We start from the raw sequence: 19,734 nt of genomic DNA on the forward strand, positions 1-19,734 counted from the left end.
TAGTCAGCCAGAACAAATTACTCATCAGTCAGGCTCCTATCCGCCCGTCTGACTCATAGCCGTCAATTCAAATCAATGGGTCCTGACCCTAGATCACGCCGCTGCCATGCCTGCCTTCGCCGCGCTGGTCAGCGCAAATGCGGATGATCGGCTCGCCAGCTATCATTTGAGGCGATTGCTCAATGGCGCCAAAGGAATTTGCATACAGATCGGATGAGCGACCCCGAAGACGACAGAGCATTACCTAGGAGGCGCCACGACCGTCGCCGAGCGCCTTACCAAGCAGTGGAGTAAATTAAGAGGGGTGATTGACTGTCAAACTTGGGCCGCTTGCATTCTGTCAGGCCGAGGTGTTAGTGCTTCAAGGCGGTTAAGACGAAACCGCGCACACCCAATGGTAACGCAACCTGCTCAACGCCTATGTCGCTCTTTTGAAACCCGGCGCCAACGAGCATCTCCACAGCCTCGGCAGACCCGAAGATCCGGTGCGTTCGATCTTCGCAAAAGGGCCATCGCCGCATGGTTTCCTTGTCTGTGGCATAGATCACGATCCGACCGCCGGGCCTCAACACACGATGGCATTCTACTACATCATGGCCCGCCTGATCGAAGAAGTAGATAACGTTCACAAGTAGGATGCGGTCGAAGGAGTTGTCCGCAAACGTCAGTGGTGAAAAGCTCTGGGCATGTAGTTCAAGCTGCCCGCTTGTGATGTACCTTCTGTTTTTTCGGCGTGCCATGGCAAGCATGGCTTCGGAGTGATCGATCGCGAAGACCTTGCCTTTGGGTGCGAGACGGCAAAGTGCAGCAAGACTGCGCCCCGCGCCAAAGCCAAGCTCGAGGACCCGGTGAGACGTGGCGACATCCAGTGCCTTGATGGCAAGCTTATAGGGTTGCCGGTTGACGATCGTCATGACCCGGCCAATCCATTGGCCGAAAACGCCTTCCGGACGCCGCAGTTGGCGCCCGGTTGCAGACCAGATCTCGTGAATGTCCACGAACATCGTTATGCCTTGGCCTTTATCTTGCCGATCAATTGTTCGATGACCAATCGACGATTGTGATCCCACAGCGGCCGATCCTGGCTCGGCGGAATTTTCAGGGCCTGTTCCAGAACGGCCTGAGCTTTTGGATATTCGTGCTGTTCGTAGAGAAAGTCCCCATAGAAGTATTCCGCATCGAGGCTTTGCGGAGCAGTGTGAACCGCCTCTTCAAGAAGGGCACGTGCTTTGCTGGTGTCGCCGAAACCGAGCGGGAAGCCGGGCACCCTGTAATAGAGAACGGCAAGGCTCGTCGGAGCGCCCGCTTCGAGCGCGCGTGGGTCAAGATCGTACGCTTTCTGCAGAATATCTCTAGCTCGCTTGGCTAGGGTTAAAGCCGAAAATGTGCTCGCCATCGAGGCGCGCTCACTGGTTATGATCCCATCCCAGATAAAGGCTTCGGCATGAGTGGGATATTTGGTTGCGAGTTGATCGGCATCCTGACCGAGCCGGTTCATGAGCGCGGTCTGCTTGTCGCCAGGTCGCATCGTGAACTTAAGCGTCTCCCACTGGCCGCGGACCTTTGCGATATCGGCATTCATGTCGGCCAACTCGTCCGCTCGTAAAGCGGGAACGAGGATAGTCAAGAAAAGTGCTCCAACCGCAAATACGGTCTTAATGCTGGACATGGGTGGTCTCCTTTTGGATCTGTTGTCCTTGCGTTGCGGGTGTCTGGGTGGGCTTTCCAGCGACGGCACGATCGACGAAGCCGGGGGCAATCGACTGAAGCAGCATGAAGAGCCGTTCTAATCCGGAGGGATACACATGCTTCTTGCCGAGATGCACCGCATCCCAGATTTGGGCAGCAACGCGGTCAGGCGAATCCAGCTTGCGGTTGCCGGCTTTCTCCAGTGCCATCGCTGCGCCGTCGGTGTCGGTCGCTCGCGGGGCGGCGTAAGTTACTGCAATGCCGGTGCCGCTCAATTCGCGGCGCAAAGCGATCGAAAAGCCCTTTATCGCAGCCTTCGAAGCCGAATAGGCGGCGAAATCAGGGAAGGGAATTTCTCCGAACATGGATCCTATGTTGACGACGCGCGGGATGGCGCCAATCTCCAACAATGGAATAAGCTGTCGCGTCAACAGCATCGGCGCGAGGACGTTCGTCGTGACGAGCGCTTCGATGTGGGCGGCGCTGGTCTGCTCCAGCGCGCCCGATGTGATCAGGCCGGCATTGTTTACCAGTATATCGAGGCCATCCCACTTTCGGACCAGCAATTGCAGAAGACGGCTCCTGTCGACGTCGACGGTTATATCCGCCGCCAGTTCCATATGGCCTGCTCCGAGCAAACTCTCCATGGTCTCATGGAGCTTGTCCTCACGCCTTCCGCAGATGCAGATGCGGGCGCCCCGCCGGGAGGCATCTATCGCGAGCGCTCGCCCAATGCCAGAGCCAGCGCCCGTTATTAGAATGCGCTTGCCCTTAAGCGGCATGTCGAATTTCCACCTGTTCGCCGAGCTCATGGAAGATCCCTCCGTAGAGGCGATAGAACATCTTTGATTGTGCAATGATCAGCTCCTGGGTGCCTTGATCCTCGAAGCCATTGATCATGGTTCTGAAAAAGGCGACATGCTCCTGGTCGAGCGCGCCGTGGGATCGGAGATAGGAGAAGCCTGCGTCATCCGAAATACCGAATTTGGCCTTCAAACTATCGGCGAGCTGATCCGCCAGCAGAACCGACATGCCCTCCAACACGTGAACGCTGCCGAGCATTGCATAAGGGCTGACATGTTCGATTGCGTAATAGGTGTAGCCGACCATCACCTTACAGGCCGGACCGGCTTCGCCGGCTGCGACGGCGGCGGCATCGCCACCAAGTGCGCGAATGTCATCGAGAATCCACTTTTCGTGACCACGTTCCTCTTCCATGTATTCGACGAGGGCGTCCTGGTATCGCTCGTCTTCTGTTCTCGAAGCAGCCAGGGCAAGGAGTGGGAACGTGTGCTTTACGTGATGATAGGCTTGGGCAAGAAATGCGAGATAGGTCTCTTTTGCGGCGCCGTGCCGAACGCTATTCGCAACAATCGGAATCTTCAGAAATGCATCTCTTTGAGCGGCGGTTTCCGTGATGAGCCTGTCATAAAATGACATGTGGTTTCCTTTCTTACGGTTTATTGAGCTGCGGTTTGATGGAATGAAGTAGCGACGAAGTCGTTGATCCGGCAACGGATAGGTCGCCCATTGGTGGTTACCAGCATCGCCTTGATGGCATCAGCCATGGAAATGGTCTGATAAGTCTGGGGAACAGCGTAGTCGGGAAGATCGGTGCACAAGGCTGAAAGGAGGCAATGGATATCCTTTGGGCCTGCGGCTGCGAACCAGCCTTCCCCGGATGCCGTTGGAACCAAAACGACGTGCAAGGTGGATTGCGCCGATGCTGTAACCACCGACAGTCCGATGCGGGCATCGGCTAGAAGCGCAGTCTCAACCCATTCAGGGCTGACATTCCTTCCAAATCCGGTGACAATGAGATTGTCTTTTCTGCCACTTACGGTCAGAAATCCGTCTTGATCGATCGATCCAAGGTCACCCGTATGCCACGGACCATTCGTGGACGGGTTACCGACATAGCCCTCCATGAGAGTTGGGCCGTCGACGATAATCTCGCCGTCCTCAATCGCAATCTTAATGCCGGGCAGGGGCTTGCCCGAGGTGCCCCGTTTGCATTCATTCGTTCCATTCAGCGTTACGACCGAGCAGCATTCAGATAGTCCGTATCCTTCGAAGACCGGAACGCCGAGCTGAGCAGCCAGAACCAGCAGCGCCTGGGAAACTCTTGCGCCTCCGACCGCCACGAACCTCAGCCCCGGCGAAGGAGCCATTTGCGTCGCCTTCATCTCGAAAAGCCAGGCTTTCAAGAGTTGTGGGACGAGCACGGTTGCGGTCGGTCTCCGCTCGGCAATGGCTCTCGCCAGCCCATTGACTTTGCCGCTTGCAACCTGCTCGGCGATTTCGGCATCGAGGTAAACCTGGGCGCCACAGAATAGAGGCAGAAAGATCGCACATATCGTCTCGAGCAGCATCGGTAGAGGCAAAAGCGAAAGATAGCGATCTTCGGCGGTCGCTTGGCTCACGCTGGCGAGGCCGCGCACAACGGCCTCGATCTGGCGAGATGTATGTCGTACCCCCTTAGGCGCGCCGGTGCTGCCTGATGTATAGATGATCGTTTCGAAGCCGCTGATGGGCGCGCTCCAGACACAATCCCGCAAGTCCAGCCCCACGAGACTGTGCCGAAGCTTCAACCGGGCGGTCCGTTCCGTGGTTTCGCCGGTCACGAGCACCTCGTCGATCCTTGCATCGGCGATGATTTTGGCGAGTTGTGCATCACTGAAAAACGTCGGCAGAGGAACCAATGTCTTGCCTTCGGCGACTGCGGCCAGCATTGCGACGACATATTCGCATCCATTCGGCGCCAGGAGCCCGAATTTCTTGTCTTGGGACGAGAAGATTGCCCGGCAATTGCCCACGGCATTCCTAAGTGATGTCCAGGTAAGACTGGTACGGGGATCGGTCACTACGATCTGCGAGGGGCGAGCGGCGGCATTCCGTTCGATGCTCTCAAAAAGAAAGTGCATGGCGGCTTTCCTCCATGGGTTGAGTGGTGATTGAATGTGCGGGGTTTTGCAAAGCGTAGACGCTCGGCCGGTGACTGTAGTAGCTGCCCCAATCGGAACTGCGAGCGACCCTGTGAGACTCGGCGTCCGCGAGATGAACTAAATGGACGTCAAGGTGAGAGAGCATCCGTGACAAGCGGGCCGTCAACGTGAAGAATGCCCAGCCGCAGCCCAATAGTTGGCCATGCAGGATAATAGCGCGGATGAAACTAATGGTGTGATGGACATTTCGACTTGCTAGCGACGTCACCTCGATCAGTTCGTCACGCTTGACTGGACGCCGATAGGCCAAGGACAGCATCTGTTCGATCGGCTGGTCCAGATACTGCTCGGAGAAAAAACCATCGCGATCAAAACGCAGTCCGGCCGCACAGACTGGCTGCAGCCCATCGACATCGAATTTGACGATAAGGGTTTCGGGAAACGCGGAAACGGAAGCGCCGTAGCACGTTTCGAACATGCCGGCTATCAGGGCCTCGGCGGCCGGTCTTCTGACATCTTCGCGCGTCAGTAATGAGGTTTCAAGCATCTCGCCCTCGCTTGATGAATGCGAGGCAAAGCTGCTGCGCCAATATTACTGTGCACTTACAAAAGGATGGCGTTCCAGTGATCTTAAAATGGCGAATAGGGGGCGAGACCAAATGGGTGGTTGCCGTCCTCTCCAATCGTAAACTTAATCGCGAACTCTTGGAGGTTGCGACCGGTCCGCGACTTGTCTGAGATTTGTTACGCGACGGATTCAGGACTTTGCATCGATGTCTCTAATGCCTCGTTTTCGCGACGACCGTCTAGGCATCCGGCAGCACCGTTCTGACTAAATCGGCCATTCCATGAAAGCCGATGATGCCGATATTGAAAGTTTCAAACGCGTGGCACTTTGACAACAGGGTGCGCGGGTTCTGATCCGTTCAAGAGCGCGAAATTGCATGAATGTGGAACGCTTTGCTATGTCAGTGCTTCGGTAGATGTCTATGCCACCCGCATGCTTCAGTTTGTCTTATTTAACCGATTCCATCCTAGCACCTGTGAAGCGGGAGTCTTTCAACCCATTGATTCCGCGCAGGCCCTGTCTCGCCGCTCTCTCGGCATGGCGTCTGAAAATGGCGACTGTGAGAGATCGCTTGCGCGCGCTGGAGCGGCCTTACGGTGCGATTTTCACGACGACACGCCCCCTGATTTTGCCCTCGACGATATCCTGAGCGAGGCTCGGAAGCTCGGAGAAGGGCTCGATCCTCGCCAATGTCTCGATCCTTTCCGCTTTCAGGTGTTCGGCTAGGGTCTGCCAGGCGCGGATGCGTTTGAGCATCGGCGCCATAACTGAATCAATGCCAAGCAGTGCCACGCCGCGCAGGATATGCGGGAGTACCGTTGCCGGCAGGTCTGCGCCGGCCGCAAGGCCACAGGCAGCAACCGCCCCACCGTAGACGGTCTGTGAAAGTGCGTTTGCGAGCGTCGTCGAGCCCACAGAATCAACCACCCCCGCCCAGCGCTCCTTTTGTAGAGGACCACCCTTTTCTGAAAGCGATGCGCGGTCAACGAAAGCGCTCGCGCCGAGCGATCCGAGATAGTCCCACGTTTCCGGGCGACCGGTCGATGCGGTTACTTTGTAACCCTTGTCCGCAAGCAAGCTGATCGCCACCGAGCCGACACCGCCCGCGGCACCGGTCACGAGAATTTCGCGATCTTCGTTGAGGATCGTGCCCCAATCCTCAAGTGCATTGACACAAAGCGCCGCCGTGTAGCCGGCCGTTCCAATTGCCATTGCCTGCGAAAGCTTGAAGGTTTCGGGCAGTGCGATCAGCCATTCCGCTTTCAGGCGCTGAAATCGCGAATATCCGCCCCATTCTGTTTCAGACAGCCCCCATCCGTTGACGATGACCTTGTCGCCAGGCGCCCATTTGTCAGATTGGGATTCAACTACGATTCCGGCAAGGTCGATACCTCCGACCATGGGCGTACGCCGGGCGATCCGCCCTTTGCCGGTCAGGGCCAGACCGTCCTTGTAATTGACGGTCGAATAATGAACCTCGACGAGAACATCATGATCCGGCAGATCGGAGAGTGAAAGCTGGCGGAAACCGGCCTGCGGCTTGCCATCGGCCATGTCTATGACCATTGCCTGGAATGTATCGGACATGCGTCCCCCTTTCACACTTGAAATCGGCCGTTCGCCTTGTCAGGCCTGAGGCGTCGCCTTCATCCTGTCGCGTGCGTCCATCGCGGTTGCGTAGCTGTTGCGAATGTAGGCCAGCAAGTCCGCCAATGCCCTTGTCGCCGTCTCGGTGTCGCGCTTGGCGACGGCCTCCATGATCTGCCGGTGAAAGCCGGCGACCTTGCGGCGCTCGCGAACCCGGAATACGATCATGTTGGTGATGGGGATGAAGGACTCGATCACCGTGTACATCATCAGCTTCAGCGGGCCATTGCAGGTGGAATCCACCAGCGCGCGATGAAAGCGCACGTCGGATGCGCAGAAGTCCTCGTCACTGATCGTCTCATCGCGCTGGATCTCGATCTCCGCCGCCATTCGTTCCAGATCGGCAGCGCCGTGATTTTCGCAGGCGAGCCTGCAACAGATCGTCTCCGTCTCAAGGCGGGCCGTAATAATCTCGTGGATATCGAAGGCGCCGATGCCGACTAGCAGGGTTGCTGCTGCGGTGATCGCCTTGGAAAGCCCTTCCGGATCCGGCCGTTTGACGAAGTTTCCGCCGAGCGGACCGCGCCTTGAATGGATGAGATTTTGCGCTGCCAGACGTTTCAGCGCCTCGCGCACGGTTGGCCGAGATATGCCGAAGCTTCTCGCGAGATCCTCTTCCGTCGGAAGCCGTTCGTCGATCTTCAGGCGGCCATCCATGATCGCGGACTTTATGTTCTCCGCAACCTGCTTGGCGATGCCAGCCCTCACGACCTCGTCAAATTTCAGCGTCATTGATTGTCACCCTTACCTCGATTTCATAGATGCCACGGCCGCTTCGAAAACGCCACTGAAAATTGAATATAGGTTTGACAAATATCGGATAGACGATAACCTGCGCTTGATCCAGATAACCAAGGGGAACGAAATTGGGCGGATCGACTGGTCGGGCGGAGAGCGCCCAAGGTGCATGCGCGCCTGTCGGCCGGCATGCAGAATTGCTGCGCCGTCTCGACGGAAGGATCGATAGAAAGGCCGTTCTCGCCGGCGACGACGTCGGCGATGGTTATCGTGGTGACGCGACCGACGAGCGCGGTGAGCGTCCGATAATCGTTTTCCGGCCCGCGGATACGGCGGAAGTGTGCGCTATCCTTGAAGAATGCAATCGCCTAGGGCAGCCCGTTGTCGTCCAAGGCGGCAGGACGGGCCTTGCCGGCGGGGCGAGGCCTCAAGTCGATGAAGTGTCGCTTTCGCTTGAGCGAATGGTGAACCTGTCGCCTGTGGATGAGAATGCCGCCACTATCATCGCAGAGGCCGGCGTTACGCTTCAGTCGGTGCAGGAGGCTGCGGCAGGCCGCGGGCTGTTTTTCGGCGTCGATATCGGCGCCCGCGGCACGTCCACGATTGGCGGTAATGTTGCCACCAATGCGGGCGGTATTCGTGTCCTGCGCTATGGCATGTATCGGTCTCAGGTTCTGGGGCTTGAGGTTGTGCTGGCGGATGGCTCTGTGCTGACCAGCTTGAAGGGATTGCCCAAGGACAATTCGGGCTTTGATCTCAATCAGCTCTTCGTCGGAAGCGAGGGTGTGCTTGGCGTGGTCACGCGGGCCTGTCTGCGGCTGCATCCCGAGCCGCGGTCGCAAGCGAATGCCTTTTGCAGATTGCCGTCGTTAAGTGCCGCCATTGCCCTTCTGAAGCATTTACGTTCTGCGCTCGGCCCGTTGCTGTCGGCTTTCGAAGTGATTTTTCCGAATGTTTATGACGGGGTTCTGTCACTGACCGGTGCTCAGCCACCTGTTGCGGCAGGTGGCGGGATATACGCCCTTGTTGAGATGCAGGGGCAGGACGAGGCCGGTGCTCAGGCGCGTTTTTCCGAAGCACTTATGGCGGGCTACGAAAGCGGAATCGTAACGGATGTGGCTGTTTCGGGGTCGCTGCGCGAGTATCACGCAATCTGGAAACTTCGCGAGGCTGCCAGTGAATTCATCTTCTCGATGGACTGCATCTCCGGCTTCGATGTCAGTCTGCCCTTATCCAACATACACGCCTTCCTTGATGCTGCCAGCCACGAGATCGCGGCCGCCGATCCGAATGCCGAGATCTATATTTTCGGCCATCTCGGCGATGGCAATTTGCATTTTCTTGTCCGCACTCACCATCATGAGCGGATTGCCGATATAACTCTTTCTGCGGTGATCCGTGCCGATGGCGCGATTTCCGCCGAGCACGGAATTGGCCTTGAGAAGAAGAAGTGGCTGCCTCTCGGGCGAAGTGCCGCCGAGATGAATGCCATGCGCCGCCTGAAGGCCGCCTTCGATCCCAACAATATTCTCAATCCCGGGCGGGTTTTCGACATGCCGTTGCCGGGCGTGCCGGAGCGTGCGTAGATGCAGAACCTGTCCGAGACAGCCCGCGCATTGCCCAGTGAAAAAGGCCCGAGCCTTGATGACCGGTATACAGTCGATCATGGAAAAATCCTCGTGTCGGGCACACAGGCGCTGGTGCGTCTTCCGATGATCCAGCGACAGCGCGATCTGGCAAGGGGTCTCAACACTGCCGGTTACGTCTCCGGTTATCGCGGTTCGCCGCTCGCAAGCTTCGACCGCGAGATGGCGCGCGCCAAGACCTATCTCGATCAGAACCATATCCGCTTTCAGCCCGGCCTCAATGAGGACATGGCGGCGACAGCTGTATGGGGAACGCAGCAAACGGCGATGTTCTCCGGCGTCCGCTATGACGGTGTCTTCTCGATGTGGTACGGCAAGGGCCCGGGCGTCGATCGCACTATGGATGTGATCCGGCATGCCAATGCCGTCGGCACGAACCCGAATGGCGGCGTGCTGCTGCTCGTCGGCGACGATCATGGGGCCGTCTCGTCGACCTTGCCGCATCAGAGCGAGCACAACCTGATATCGGCCATGGTGCCCTTGCTGTCGCCCGCCGGCGTCACCGAATATATCGACTACGGTTTGCTGGGATTTGCGCTTAGCCGCTATTCGGGAGCATGGATCGGCTTCAAATGCCAGACGGAGATTGTCGAATGCACGGCAACCGTCGATCTCGATCCAGCTCATCCGGCGATCGCCTATCCGGATGCGCAAGGCAACCTGTCGCTTCGCTGGCCTGACGGGCCGCATGCAATGGAACGCCGGCTGGAAGACAAGCTTTCTGCCGTCCATAGATTTGCCCGTCACAACAGACTCGACCGCATCATCTGGCAGGGGCAGCGCACCAAGGCGCGTCTCGGCATCGTCTCGACCGGCAAATCCTGGCTCGATCTGATGGGCGCGCTTTCGCGCCTCGGCATAGACGAGCGGCGTGCAGGAGAGCTCGGCATCCGGCTCTACAAGGTGGGTCTTGTCTGGCCAATCGAGCCGGACGGGATCGCACGGTTTGCCGCCGAGCTCGAGACGCTGCTGGTCATCGAAGAAAAGCGTCCGATCATGGAAGACCAGATCAAAGCTCTGCTCTTCAACATGCCATCCGACGAGAGGCCGAGAGTGTTCGGTAAACTTGGGCCGGCGGGCATGCCGCTCCTGTCCGCCGTCGGCGAGATCGATGCGGTGGCCGTCGGGCGCGCCATCCTTGCTGTGCTCGGGCCGCAGGCCGATGATCTCGATAGCCGGTCGCGGGAGATGGAGGCAATTGTTGCAGCCAGCGTAACGGAAAGTCCGGCACTCAGGCGCGATCCGTACTTCTGCTCCGGTTGTCCGCACAGCGTATCGACCAGACTGCCTGAGGGAAGCCGTGCATCGACCGGTATCGGATGCCACATGATGGTCATCGGGCTTGAGGACCGGAACACCTCGACCTTTACCCAGATGGGGGGTGAGGGCGGTGCGTGGATCGGGCTTTCTCAGTTCACCGATGAAAAGCATATCTTCGTCAACATGGGCGACGGCACCTATTTTCATTCGGGCCTGCTTGCGATCCGGGCCGCGATCGCCGCGAAGGTAAACGCCACTTACAAGATCCTCTATAACGATGCCGTCGCCATGACCGGCGGTCAAAAGCACGACGGTGAGGTCTCTGTTCCCGGTATCGTCGACCAGATGCTGGCCGAAGGGGCTGCTAGAGTGGCCGTCGTTGCCGAGCGGCCGGAGGTCTGGCAGGGCCGCTTGCCGCGCAATGTCACGGTCAACCATCGCGACGAACTCGATCAGGTGCAGCGTGAACTGCGCGAGATCGACGGGGTGACGGTGCTTGTCTACGATCAAGTCTGTGCGGCAGAGAAGCGCCGGCGTCGCAAGCGCGGGGCGCTGGCGGTCTCGGACAAGCGAGCCTTCATCAACGAACTGGTCTGCGAAGGATGCGGCGATTGCTCGGCCGTTTCCAACTGCATCTCGATCGAACCGCAGGAAACGGAGTTTGGCCGTAAGCGCAAGATCAACCAGTCGAGTTGCAATACCGACCTTTCCTGCATCAAAGGCTTCTGTCCGAGCTTCGTCACGGTGGAGGGCGGAAAGATCAGAAAGCCGGCTGCGAAAGCTCAGCAAGCGACATTCGATGATATGCCGCTACCTGTTCTGGCGGATATCGGAGCGCAGCCATATAACATGCTGTTGGCCGGTATCGGCGGGACGGGGGTGATTACCGTCAGCGCCGTCCTCTCCATGGCGGCGCATCTCGATGGCCTTTTTGTGCAGACGCTGGATCAAACGGGGCTTGCGCAGAAGAACGGGGCCGTCATTTCGCATCTTCGCGTGGCGCGGATGGCTGGTGACTTGTCGTCGGTCCGCATCGGCGTTGGCGAAAGCGATCTGGTGCTCGGTTTCGACATCGTGGTGTCGGCCAGTCGCAATGCGCTATCGACCTTTGGCGCTGGCCGCACGCGCGCCGTTCTCGACAATCACTTCGCGCCGACGGCGTCTTTCGTCCAGAACACGGCGATCGATTTCCAGCAGGAAGCGACGCTGAAAACGCTGCGCCGCGCAGCCGGCGAAGATGCTGTTCACCTCGTCTCGGCGACCAAGCTCGGCGTGGCGCTGATGGGCGATGCGATTGCAGCCAACATGTTCCTGCTTGGTCATGCATGGCAGCGTGGCTTGGTGCCGATCAGCCTTGCTTCCATCGATCAGGCGATTGCACTCAACGGAACCGGCGTTGCGATGAACCGTGCCGCCTTCGGCTGGGGCCGTCGATCGGCGGTCTCCCCCGATATCGTCGCCAGCGCTGCGAGAGCCGATCTAGCCGAGGTCAAGCCCGTCGAGACACTCGACACCATCATCGAGCGCCGCGAAGCTTTTCTTGCCGCCTATCAGAGTGCCGCCTATGCACGCCGGTACCGGGCACTGGTCGATGCTGCGCGGCAGGCCGAAAACGGGCTCATGGCCGGCGAGGAGTTTGCAACGGCCGTCGCCAAAAACGCCTTCAGGCTGATGGCCTACAAGGACGAATACGAGGTGGCGCGTCTGCACCGCGACCGGAGCTTCAAGGCTGCGATCGAAGCGCAGTTCGAAGGCGACTTCAGCATCAAGCATCATCTGGCGCCACCCATCCTGTCACGGCGGATCGATAAACGCACCGGAAATCCGGCGAAGATCGCCATCCCCGAGAAAATGATCGGGCCGGCCTTCGCGCTTCTGGAAAAGCTGCGCTTCCTGCGCGGCACGGCGCTGGATCCCTTCGGCCATACCGAAGAGCGCCGGATGGAGCGGCGCCTGATCACTGACTATCGGGCGATGATCGAGGATCTCACGAGACAGCTTTCCGTCGAAACGCACGGCCATGCCGTCGCGCTCGCCCGGCTGCCGGAAGAGATCAAAGGGTTCGGCCCCGTCAAGATGGCGTCGATCGGGCGCTTTGAAAAGAAGATGGCGGCCTTGCTTGCAGCGCCGGCCAACGACGAGAAACGAACAGCGATGCCGGATCAGGACGCGGCCAAGAGGAAAAGCATATGAGCACTTCCGAGACCTTCGAGACGATCCTTTACGAGAAGGATGGACACGATAAATTCGCGACGATCACCATCAATCGTCCTGAAAAACTCAATGCGATGAACAAGACGACGGTGCGCGAAATCGACCGCGCCGTCGCCATGGCTGTCGCCGACAAGGAGGTCAACGCGCTCATCATCACGGGGGCGGGCCGCGCATTCTCGTCCGGCTATGATCTTCAAAGCGCCGATTACGATGTCGATATCGAGGGCTGGCATGCGGACATGTCGGAGAACGCCCAGGCGCTCCTCAATATCTGGAAGGCACGGATCCCGGTCATCGCGTCCGTGAACGGTTATGCGCTTGCGGGGGCGCTTGAGCTGATGATGGCCTGCGATCTGGCCATTGCCAGCGACAATGCGAAGTTCGGCGAGCCGGAGGTGCGGCACAATTCCGGCCCCCCGGCACTGTTCATGCCTTGGCTGCTGGCCACCCGTGACGTGCGCTGGCTGATGTACACGGGCGATGTGGTCGATGCCGAGGAAGCCTTGCGCATGCACCTCATCAACAAGATCGTGCCCGCCGATCAATTGAGGGAAAAGACCGAGAACCTGGCACGCAAGCTGGCCCGCATGCCCGTGCCGGCCATCAAGTTCGCCAAGTCCTCCATCAACAACCAGCAGATGGCCGCTGGCCTGATGACATCCTTCGATTTCAACGTCCACGCCATCGCCGCCCTGCATGTCAGTCGCGACGGCCAGGAGTGGATGCGCAATCTGCAGAAGATGTCGCTGAAGGAATATCTCGAGTTCCGCGATGCCCCGTTCAAGGGGCTCGACTGACCCCGTTTAACGATATCGCCCGGCGGCACCCATTCAGTGCTGTCGCCACCGCCGATCAAGGAAGGAGGCTTCAGGATGCAGACGATCGCCGCGCCGGATGAGGTGCAGGACAACATACCCGTCATCGATATTGCACCATTCATCGCAGGCGCGGAAGCGGGCCGGAAGGTCGTCACTGCCATCGAGGATGCCTGCCGGCGAACCGGTTTCTTCCTCGTTACGGGACACGGCGTTAGCACTGACGTGACGACCCGTCTCTACAATCTCGCTCGCGATTTCTTCGATGAGCCGCAGGAGTGGAAGATCGAGCAGGGAAGGGGCACCTCGATAGAGGGTGGTGTTGCCTTTTCGCCGATCGCCGACGAGGCGCTTGCAGCGACGCTCGGCATCAAGACGCCGGGCGATTACAAGGAAAGCTTGAACTTTGGCCCGCGCCTGCCCGGCGATCTATGGCCAACCCGGCCGGAAGGGCTGGAACAGGCCTTCGCCGACTATTTCAGAGAGATGGAAAAGCTTGCGGGCCATTTGCGCCGGGCGTTCTGCGAGGCGATTGGCCTCGCCCCGGACTATTTCGAGCCGGCGTTTGAAAACCACCTCTCGGCGCTACGGGTAATCAATTATCCGGAGCAGAAGGAGAGCCCGCTTCCGGGGCAACTCCGCGCCGGCGTTCACACCGATTACGGCTTCATGACCATCCTGCGTTCGGAAGCCTCTCCGGGCGGACTGCAGGTGAAAAACCGGGTGGGTAACTGGCTGGATGCGCCGAATGTCGAAGGCGCCTATGTCATCAATATCGGTGACGCCTTCATGCGCTGGTCCAATGATGAATGGCTGTCGACGCCGCATAAGGTCGCCAATCCGCCCGGCGCCTTCAAGGGGACGACGCGTCGCCAGTCCATCCCGTTCTTCCTCAATCCGTCCAGGGACACAGTGATTGAATGCCTCGCGCCTTTTGCAGCGAAGGGCGCCGCCAAATACGAGCCGATCACCTACGGCGACTACATTTCGCTGAAGACCAGCCAGGCCTTCGGCAGAACCTGACGGCAAGAAGCGGAATACCGCCTGCCCCGCAATGTATGACCAAGTCAGAACCAGTTTGAGGGAACGTCAATGATGAACATGAACAGGCGGCAGGTTCTTACCGGAATGGGTGGAGTGACAGCGGCGGCCATGGTTGGCCTGCCGGCATGGGCGCAATCCAAGACACTTGTCGTGCCGACGCTCGGCGGCGCATGGGAGCAGTTCTGGCGCCAGACGCTGGCACCGGCCTTCACTCAAAAAAGCGGTGCGCAGGTGACGCTGGATGCGGGTAACGGGCGTGTCTGGAGCGCCAACCTGCGGGCGGCAGGGGCGCAGAAGCCGCCATATTCGATCCTGATGACCAATGAGGCATTCGCATCGAGCCTGCGCAAGGAAGGCTTCTTCGAAAAGCTCGATCTGGCGAAATTGCCAAACTATGCCGACCTCTATCCTCTTGCCAAGAAGACCGACGGCTGGGGTGCCGTGGCCATGGTGTCACCCATCGGCCTCGCCTATCGCACGGACATGGTCCAGACGCCGCCGAAAGCCTGGAAGGATCTCTGGGACAACCCCGAGTTCAAGGGGCGCATCGGCCTCTACAATTTTGCCAATACTGCCGGCAAGATGGAGCTGATGCTGGCATCCAAGATCTTCGGCAAGGATCAATATGATGTCGATGCCGGCTTCAAGGCGCTGGAAAAGCTTGGCCCAGTCATCCAGGCCGATTTCAACCTTTCCACCGGCATCGCATCCGGCGAATTCGTCGTCGCTCCCTTCGATTTCGGCGAGGTGGCGCGTTTGCGCGGCCAGGGCCTTCCGATTGACGTCATCGTGCCAGAAGAGGGGCTTTTGATGTTCGATCAGACCCTCAACATTCTCGCAAACGGCCCCGAGAAGGATCTGGCCTACCAATACGCCAACTTCCTTCTGTCACCTGACAGCCAGTTGCCGCTGATGAAGCAGTTCTTCGTCTCGCCAACCAATGCCAAGATTGTCGTCCCTGACGATCTGAAGAAGGACGTGCCGATTTCCCGTGAAATGATGGACAAGATCCTCACCTGGGACTGGGACTTCATGAACGAGAAGCAGGCAGGCTTTGCCGAGAGCTGGGCCAAGATCATGAAATGATCTCTGTCTTCTCCCTGAGGCAACAATAAAGCATCGCCGTGTTGGGGCACCCCAGCACTATCCCCTGACGCGAGAGATTTGCGGTACGCCGCACAGACAATCTGGAAGATCGATCATGACCGAGGTGAACATCGAAGGGCTGACCAAGCATTATGGCGCCTCGCGCGCCGTCAATGGCATTTCCGTCAAGATAAGGCAGGGGGAATTCATCTCGCTCCTCGGGCCATCGGGATGCGGCAAGACGACAACGCTGAAGATGATTGCCGGTTTCGAGGATGTCACATCCGGTGCTATTCGCTTCGACGGGCAGGATGTCTCGCATGTGCCGGCGGAAAAGCGCGATATCGGCATGGTGTTCCAGAACTATGCGCTCTTCCCGCATATGACCGTGGCGCAGAACCTCGCCTTCGGGCTGGAAATGCGCAGGATTTCGCGGCCAGAAATCGTGATCCGCACTGCCAGGGTTCTGGATATGGTGCAGCTATCCGGATATGCCGACCGCTATCCGCGCCAATTGTCCGGCGGACAGCAGCAGCGCGTGGCGCTTGCGCGCGCGCTGGTCATCGAACCGCGTATCCTGTTGCTTGATGAGCCGCTTGCCAATCTCGATGCCAAGCTTCGCGACGAAATGCGGGTCTTCATACGCGATCTGCAGAAGCGCGTGGGCATCACCACCGTCTATGTGACCCATGATCAGGCCGAAGCAATGACGATGTCGGACAGGATCGTCGTGATGTTCGGCGGGCAGATTGCGCAGTATGGCGCCCCATCTGATGTTTATGATCGACCGGCAAGCCTGGAAGTCGCGCATTTCGTTGGGCACGTGAATACATTGCCCGGCCGCCTGAAGGGCAGGACCGATGACGGTACGTCGGTCGTCGAAACCGCACTTGGAACGGCGAATGTCAAGGGTACGCTACCGGCAATCGACGGCTCCATCCCCGTATTGCTGCGGCCCGAAGCCATCGAACTTGCGGCCGCGGGGGATGAGGGCGCGGGTATCATCGCAACGGTTTCGCAGAGCTATTATTCTGGCAGCCTGATCGACTATCGGCTGATGCTCGAAGGCGGCGAAACGCTGAGCGTCCAGACCTCCCCGCGAAGCCGCTTCCATCCGGGTGATCGCGTGACGGTGAGGGTCGACAGCGAGAGTTTCTGGGTGCCGGGAACGATCGCATGATACGCCGCGTCACATTCGCCTATCCGCTTCTCCTGATCGCGCCCTCGGCATTGCTCCTCGGGGTGTTTCTTGTTCTGCCTTATGTCAATATTGTGGTGATGAGCCTGCGCAACCCGGCCAACGGCTCGCCCTATGCGCCTGGATTCACGATCAGCAATTACCTCAGGCTGGCGACCGATGCGTTCTACATGCAGCAGGTGGCGAACACGCTCTTGATCGGTCTGGTCACGACCCTTGCTTGCCTCATTCTCAGTTTTCCGGTTGCCTGGCAGCTGTCGCGCGAGAAGATGCGGTTTCGCGGCCTTGCCTATGGGCTCGTGCTGTCGCCGCTTCTCGTCGGCATTGTTATCCGCAGTTACGGGTGGACGATCCTTCTTGGGAATAACGGCATCATCAACAAGACGCTGATGAATTTGGGCCTGATCGAGCGTCCGGTCGGGCTGATGTACAACGCACTCGGCATCGTCATTGCGCTCGTCCACGTCTTCCTGCCCTTCATGATCCTGCCGTTGATGAGCGCGCTGCAGGGGATCGACCCGTCGTTGAAGTCGGCGGCACGGTCGCTTGGCGCCGGAAAGCTGACGGTCTTCAGGCGCGTAATCCTGCCGCTGGCCATGCCGGGTATCCAGGCGGGCTGCATTCTGGTGTTCGTGCTTTCACTGAGCGCCTATGTGACTCCCGCCCTGATCGGTGGCCTGAGGGTGAAGACGATGGCAGTCAGCGTCGTTGACGCGCTGATCGACACATTCCAGTGGCCGTTCGGCTCCGCCATGGCGCTGACGCTTTCCCTCACCGGAGCGGTGATCGTCGTGATCTTCGCGCGGCTTACCCGCATGAAATGGAAGATGAGCTGATGTCCAAGCATATGTTGAATGGCTATTGCCTCATCATCTACGGCTTTCTACTGCTGCCCATTCTCGTGGTCGTCGGTGCCTCGTTCAACGCGGGGGCATTTCTGACCTTTCCGCCGCAGGGCCTCTCATTTCGGTGGTATGTCGTCTTCTTCCATAACGATGTCTTCTGGCGTGCCATCCGAACCTCGCTTGGGATCGCGGCCGTCTCGACACTGATTTCCGGTGTCATCGGTACGATGGCTGCAATGTTCTATGTGCAGCATGCGGGGCGATGGAAGGAGAGTGTCCGGCTTGCGATGCTACTGCCGCTGCTTTTGCCGGAAGTTCTGACAGCGATCTCGCTTCTGTTCTTTGTCTACGCGATCGGCATCGGCACGACGACAATGGCTGGCATGCTGATTGGGCATGTGCTCATGACGCTGCCCTTCGTCTTCATCAACGTGTCTGCGGCGATGGAAGCCTATGAGCCGTCGTGGAGCCTTGCCGCCCGCAGCCTTGGTGCCGGACCATTCACGCGCTTCAGACGCATCATGCTGCCGTTGATCAAGCCCGGCGTCATCGGCGGCTGTCTGTTCGCGTTCATCATCTCGTTCGACCTCTTCACTATATCGTTCATGTTGAAGAATGTCGGAACAGCCACGCTTCCGATCCAGATCTACGATTATCTCAGAACGAACTTTACCCCGGAGGCGGCGGCAGTATCGACGTTATCTATCGCTATGACGGTGGTCGTGGTCGTGGTCTCTGAAAAGCTGCTCGGCTTGCGGATACACCGTTTTTGAACGGCCTGTGCCGTAGCGGGGCGAAAAGAAATCTTGTGTGTTTTTCTCCTGTTTCGCGGTGGAGACTCAGCCATGTATTCTGCGAGAAATGGGGGGACGGCACGTGCCGACATGCATGCCAGCCTCTTGAGTGCATTTTCGCATCCCACACGCCTTCTTATTTTAAACGCCATTCGCGCGCGAGAAGTTAACGTGGGCGAGCTTTGCGGGATTTGTGGTCTCAGTCAGTCAGCCATCTCGCAACACTTGGCGCGGCTGCGAGAGCAGGGCGTCGTAAAGACGCGCAGGATACTTCAGATGATCTTTTATCGTCTTGCGTCACCGGATGCAGAAAGGCTACTTGCAGCGCTAGTTGAGATCCACCGCGTCGGAGGCGGAGCTCCCATTGGTCGCCATCCCGGCAGATTTCGATCGAAATGACGCATGATAGACGATCTTCTGTTGTGGTGGTCGGCGTACATTGCGTTCGAGTTTACTGTCAACGAACCCCAAACTGGTGGAGGTGCTTCGATCTGAAATAGCGCCTCCTGTGAGGCATTGCGGCATCTCTACGTTGCACACAATTGAGCACCAGCACGAAATAAGCAGTCAAGGGCTTTGCAGTCGTGGCGCAGGAAGTTCGCGAGTTCGCCCAGCGTTCGGCGCAGGCGGCGAAGGAAAATCAAGGAACTCATTCGCAGCTCGTCGGCGGAAGTCGCCAAGGGTGTGAAACTTGTCAGCGAAACCGGTGCCGCATTGGAGATCATCCAGCAGCAGATCGTGTCCATCAACGACCACATACAGGCAATCGTCAACTCGGCGAACGAGCAGGCGACGGGCCTTGCGGAGGTGAATACCGCGGTCAACCAATTGGACCAGATCACCCAACAGAACGCCGCCATGGTCGAGGAATCGGGAGCCGCCAGTGCGACACTTGCCAAAGAGACGGCGAAGCTGCGGGAGATGGTGGCATAGTTGCAACTGCGCGCCAGATCCCGACCGCCCCTGCCGGCCGCGGCTGTGCCGACTTCTCCGTGGCTTGAAGATGCCGGGCCTGAACGTCAAGCACGAATTCGCCGGCGCGCGAATGTCGGTAATGCTGCCCTTCAGTCCCAGGGATGGAAGATTTCTAGGAAAAATCGTTCGTCCCGAGGCGGCGGCTTTTCGGCTACGCTCGCTGGCTTTAAAAACCTGCCTCAGCCATCCAGAGTTCAGCATCTGCACCGCCCGGAATTCGCAGCGGGGCGGATGGATCGGTGGCTGCCCGCCACACTGCCTTCGCTACGG

General features: G+C 58.7%; 17 protein-coding genes and 3 pseudogenes. 11 read left to right on the top strand and 9 right to left on the bottom strand.

The genetic code is table 11. From position 1 onward, the window contains the following. Positions 1–97: 97 nt before the first annotated feature. Positions 98–217 (top strand): annotated as a pseudogene (locus ACYJRZ_RS30920) (adenylate/guanylate cyclase domain-containing protein); the annotation flags it as partial. 136 nt (positions 218–353) lie between these two features. On the opposite strand, the gene ACYJRZ_RS30925 reads toward ACYJRZ_RS30920, so the two are convergent. The 8 genes from ACYJRZ_RS30925 to ACYJRZ_RS30960 all read right to left on the bottom strand — a co-directional run bounded on the left by ACYJRZ_RS30925 (position 354) and on the right by ACYJRZ_RS30960 (position 7,581). After that, the gene (locus tag ACYJRZ_RS30925) at positions 354–914 is read right to left on the bottom strand and encodes a class I SAM-dependent methyltransferase (RefSeq protein WP_459465204.1); all 561 of its coding nucleotides are present in this window, start codon (positions 912–914) and stop codon (positions 354–356) included. 92 nt (positions 915–1,006) lie between these two features. Continuing rightward, positions 1,007–1,669: a tetratricopeptide repeat protein gene (locus tag ACYJRZ_RS30930; RefSeq protein ID WP_459465206.1), complete on the bottom strand. Its 663-nt coding sequence runs from the start codon at positions 1,667–1,669 to the stop codon at positions 1,007–1,009. Further along, positions 1,656–2,501: an SDR family NAD(P)-dependent oxidoreductase gene (locus ACYJRZ_RS30935; protein WP_459465208.1), complete on the bottom strand. Its 846-nt coding sequence runs from the start codon at positions 2,499–2,501 to the stop codon at positions 1,656–1,658. Before ACYJRZ_RS30935 ends, ACYJRZ_RS30930 begins: the two co-directional genes overlap by 14 nt. Then, positions 2,461–3,129, bottom strand: a complete 669-nt coding sequence (locus tag ACYJRZ_RS30940; RefSeq protein ID WP_459465210.1) for a TenA family transcriptional regulator — start codon at positions 3,127–3,129, stop codon at positions 2,461–2,463. The genes ACYJRZ_RS30935 and ACYJRZ_RS30940 overlap by 41 nt, the downstream gene beginning before the upstream one ends. A 20-nt stretch (positions 3,130–3,149) precedes the next feature. Continuing rightward, positions 3,150–4,613 (bottom strand): AMP-binding protein, encoded by a 1,464-nt coding sequence (locus ACYJRZ_RS30945; RefSeq protein ID WP_459465212.1) that lies wholly within the window; start codon positions 4,611–4,613, stop codon positions 3,150–3,152. Beyond that, positions 4,597–5,181 carry a thermostable hemolysin gene (locus ACYJRZ_RS30950; protein ID WP_459465214.1) on the bottom strand — a complete coding sequence of 195 codons (585 nt, stop codon included), beginning with the start codon at positions 5,179–5,181 and terminating at the stop codon, positions 4,597–4,599. Before ACYJRZ_RS30950 ends, ACYJRZ_RS30945 begins: the two co-directional genes overlap by 17 nt. A gap of 612 nt (positions 5,182–5,793) precedes the next feature. Continuing rightward, on the bottom strand, positions 5,794–6,789 hold the full coding sequence (locus tag ACYJRZ_RS30955; RefSeq protein ID WP_459465216.1) for an MDR family oxidoreductase: 996 nt from the start codon (positions 6,787–6,789) through the stop codon (positions 5,794–5,796). Positions 6,790–6,828: 39 nt separating this feature from the next. Then, positions 6,829–7,581 carry a FadR/GntR family transcriptional regulator gene (locus ACYJRZ_RS30960; protein ID WP_459465218.1) on the bottom strand — a complete coding sequence of 251 codons (753 nt, stop codon included), beginning with the start codon at positions 7,579–7,581 and terminating at the stop codon, positions 6,829–6,831. A 134-nt stretch (positions 7,582–7,715) separates the two neighbouring features. Here ACYJRZ_RS30960 and ACYJRZ_RS30965 point away from each other — a divergent pair, with 134 nt between their 5' ends. From ACYJRZ_RS30965 to ACYJRZ_RS31010, 10 genes and pseudogenes are all read left to right on the top strand, one after another. Beyond that, positions 7,716–9,173: an FAD-binding oxidoreductase gene (locus ACYJRZ_RS30965; RefSeq protein ID WP_459465220.1), complete on the top strand. Its 1,458-nt coding sequence runs from the start codon at positions 7,716–7,718 to the stop codon at positions 9,171–9,173. Then, on the top strand, positions 9,174–12,686 hold the full coding sequence (locus ACYJRZ_RS30970; protein WP_459465222.1) for an indolepyruvate ferredoxin oxidoreductase family protein: 3,513 nt from the start codon (positions 9,174–9,176) through the stop codon (positions 12,684–12,686). After that, entirely contained in the window at positions 12,683–13,504 is an 822-nt protein-coding gene (locus ACYJRZ_RS30975) for an enoyl-CoA hydratase/isomerase family protein (protein WP_459465224.1), read from the top strand. Before ACYJRZ_RS30970 ends, ACYJRZ_RS30975 begins: the two co-directional genes overlap by 4 nt. 75 nt (positions 13,505–13,579) lie before the next feature. Further along, complete coding sequence (locus tag ACYJRZ_RS30980; RefSeq protein WP_459465226.1) at positions 13,580–14,545, top strand: isopenicillin N synthase family dioxygenase; 966 nt, start codon at positions 13,580–13,582, stop codon at positions 14,543–14,545. A gap of 69 nt (positions 14,546–14,614) precedes the next feature. After that, positions 14,615–15,652: an ABC transporter substrate-binding protein gene (locus tag ACYJRZ_RS30985; RefSeq protein ID WP_459465228.1), complete on the top strand. Its 1,038-nt coding sequence runs from the start codon at positions 14,615–14,617 to the stop codon at positions 15,650–15,652. A gap of 115 nt (positions 15,653–15,767) precedes the next feature. Further along, positions 15,768–16,832 carry an ABC transporter ATP-binding protein gene (locus ACYJRZ_RS30990; protein WP_459465230.1) on the top strand — a complete coding sequence of 355 codons (1,065 nt, stop codon included), beginning with the start codon at positions 15,768–15,770 and terminating at the stop codon, positions 16,830–16,832. Further along, positions 16,829–17,686, top strand: coding sequence for an ABC transporter permease (locus ACYJRZ_RS30995; RefSeq protein WP_459465232.1), 858 nt, complete (start codon positions 16,829–16,831; stop codon positions 17,684–17,686). The genes ACYJRZ_RS30990 and ACYJRZ_RS30995 overlap by 4 nt, the downstream gene beginning before the upstream one ends. Next, positions 17,686–18,468: an ABC transporter permease gene (locus tag ACYJRZ_RS31000; RefSeq protein ID WP_459465234.1), complete on the top strand. Its 783-nt coding sequence runs from the start codon at positions 17,686–17,688 to the stop codon at positions 18,466–18,468. Before ACYJRZ_RS30995 ends, ACYJRZ_RS31000 begins: the two co-directional genes overlap by 1 nt. Before the next feature lie 111 nt (positions 18,469–18,579). Beyond that, positions 18,580–18,888: an ArsR/SmtB family transcription factor gene (locus tag ACYJRZ_RS31005; protein WP_459465236.1), complete on the top strand. Its 309-nt coding sequence runs from the start codon at positions 18,580–18,582 to the stop codon at positions 18,886–18,888. Between the two features lie 164 nt (positions 18,889–19,052). Further along, a pseudogene (locus ACYJRZ_RS31010) lies at positions 19,053–19,416 on the top strand (methyl-accepting chemotaxis protein); the annotation flags it as partial. Positions 19,417–19,630: 214 nt separating this feature from the next. Here the strand turns inward: ACYJRZ_RS31010 and ACYJRZ_RS31015 are convergent. Next, positions 19,631–19,734 (bottom strand): annotated as a pseudogene (locus tag ACYJRZ_RS31015) (short-chain dehydrogenase/reductase); the annotation flags it as partial.

Source organism: Rhizobium sp. No.120 (genome assembly GCF_054558365.1).

What these genes read in the sequence shown, in the direction of transcription:
- ACYJRZ_RS30980 (WP_459465226.1), top strand. Translation starts at nt 13,580, where the DNA reads ATGCAGACGATCGCCGCGCCGGATGAGGTGCAGGACAACATACCCGTC.
- ACYJRZ_RS30945 (WP_459465212.1), bottom strand. Translation starts at nt 4,613, where the DNA reads ATGCACTTTCTTTTTGAGAGCATCGAACGGAATGCCGCCGCTCGCCCC.
- ACYJRZ_RS30940 (WP_459465210.1), bottom strand. Translation starts at nt 3,129, where the DNA reads ATGTCATTTTATGACAGGCTCATCACGGAAACCGCCGCTCAAAGAGAT.
- ACYJRZ_RS30970 (WP_459465222.1), top strand. Translation starts at nt 9,174, where the DNA reads ATGCAGAACCTGTCCGAGACAGCCCGCGCATTGCCCAGTGAAAAAGGC.
- ACYJRZ_RS30960 (WP_459465218.1), bottom strand. Translation starts at nt 7,581, where the DNA reads ATGACGCTGAAATTTGACGAGGTCGTGAGGGCTGGCATCGCCAAGCAG.
- ACYJRZ_RS31000 (WP_459465234.1), top strand. Translation starts at nt 17,686, where the DNA reads ATGTCCAAGCATATGTTGAATGGCTATTGCCTCATCATCTACGGCTTT.
- ACYJRZ_RS30935 (WP_459465208.1), bottom strand. Translation starts at nt 2,501, where the DNA reads ATGAGCTCGGCGAACAGGTGGAAATTCGACATGCCGCTTAAGGGCAAG.
- ACYJRZ_RS30930 (WP_459465206.1), bottom strand. Translation starts at nt 1,669, where the DNA reads ATGTCCAGCATTAAGACCGTATTTGCGGTTGGAGCACTTTTCTTGACT.
- ACYJRZ_RS30975 (WP_459465224.1), top strand. Translation starts at nt 12,683, where the DNA reads ATGAGCACTTCCGAGACCTTCGAGACGATCCTTTACGAGAAGGATGGA.
- ACYJRZ_RS30955 (WP_459465216.1), bottom strand. Translation starts at nt 6,789, where the DNA reads ATGTCCGATACATTCCAGGCAATGGTCATAGACATGGCCGATGGCAAG.
- ACYJRZ_RS30985 (WP_459465228.1), top strand. Translation starts at nt 14,615, where the DNA reads ATGATGAACATGAACAGGCGGCAGGTTCTTACCGGAATGGGTGGAGTG.
- ACYJRZ_RS30925 (WP_459465204.1), bottom strand. Translation starts at nt 914, where the DNA reads ATGACGATCGTCAACCGGCAACCCTATAAGCTTGCCATCAAGGCACTG.
- ACYJRZ_RS30990 (WP_459465230.1), top strand. Translation starts at nt 15,768, where the DNA reads ATGACCGAGGTGAACATCGAAGGGCTGACCAAGCATTATGGCGCCTCG.
- ACYJRZ_RS30950 (WP_459465214.1), bottom strand. Translation starts at nt 5,181, where the DNA reads ATGCTTGAAACCTCATTACTGACGCGCGAAGATGTCAGAAGACCGGCC.
- ACYJRZ_RS30995 (WP_459465232.1), top strand. Translation starts at nt 16,829, where the DNA reads ATGATACGCCGCGTCACATTCGCCTATCCGCTTCTCCTGATCGCGCCC.
- ACYJRZ_RS31005 (WP_459465236.1), top strand. Translation starts at nt 18,580, where the DNA reads ATGCATGCCAGCCTCTTGAGTGCATTTTCGCATCCCACACGCCTTCTT.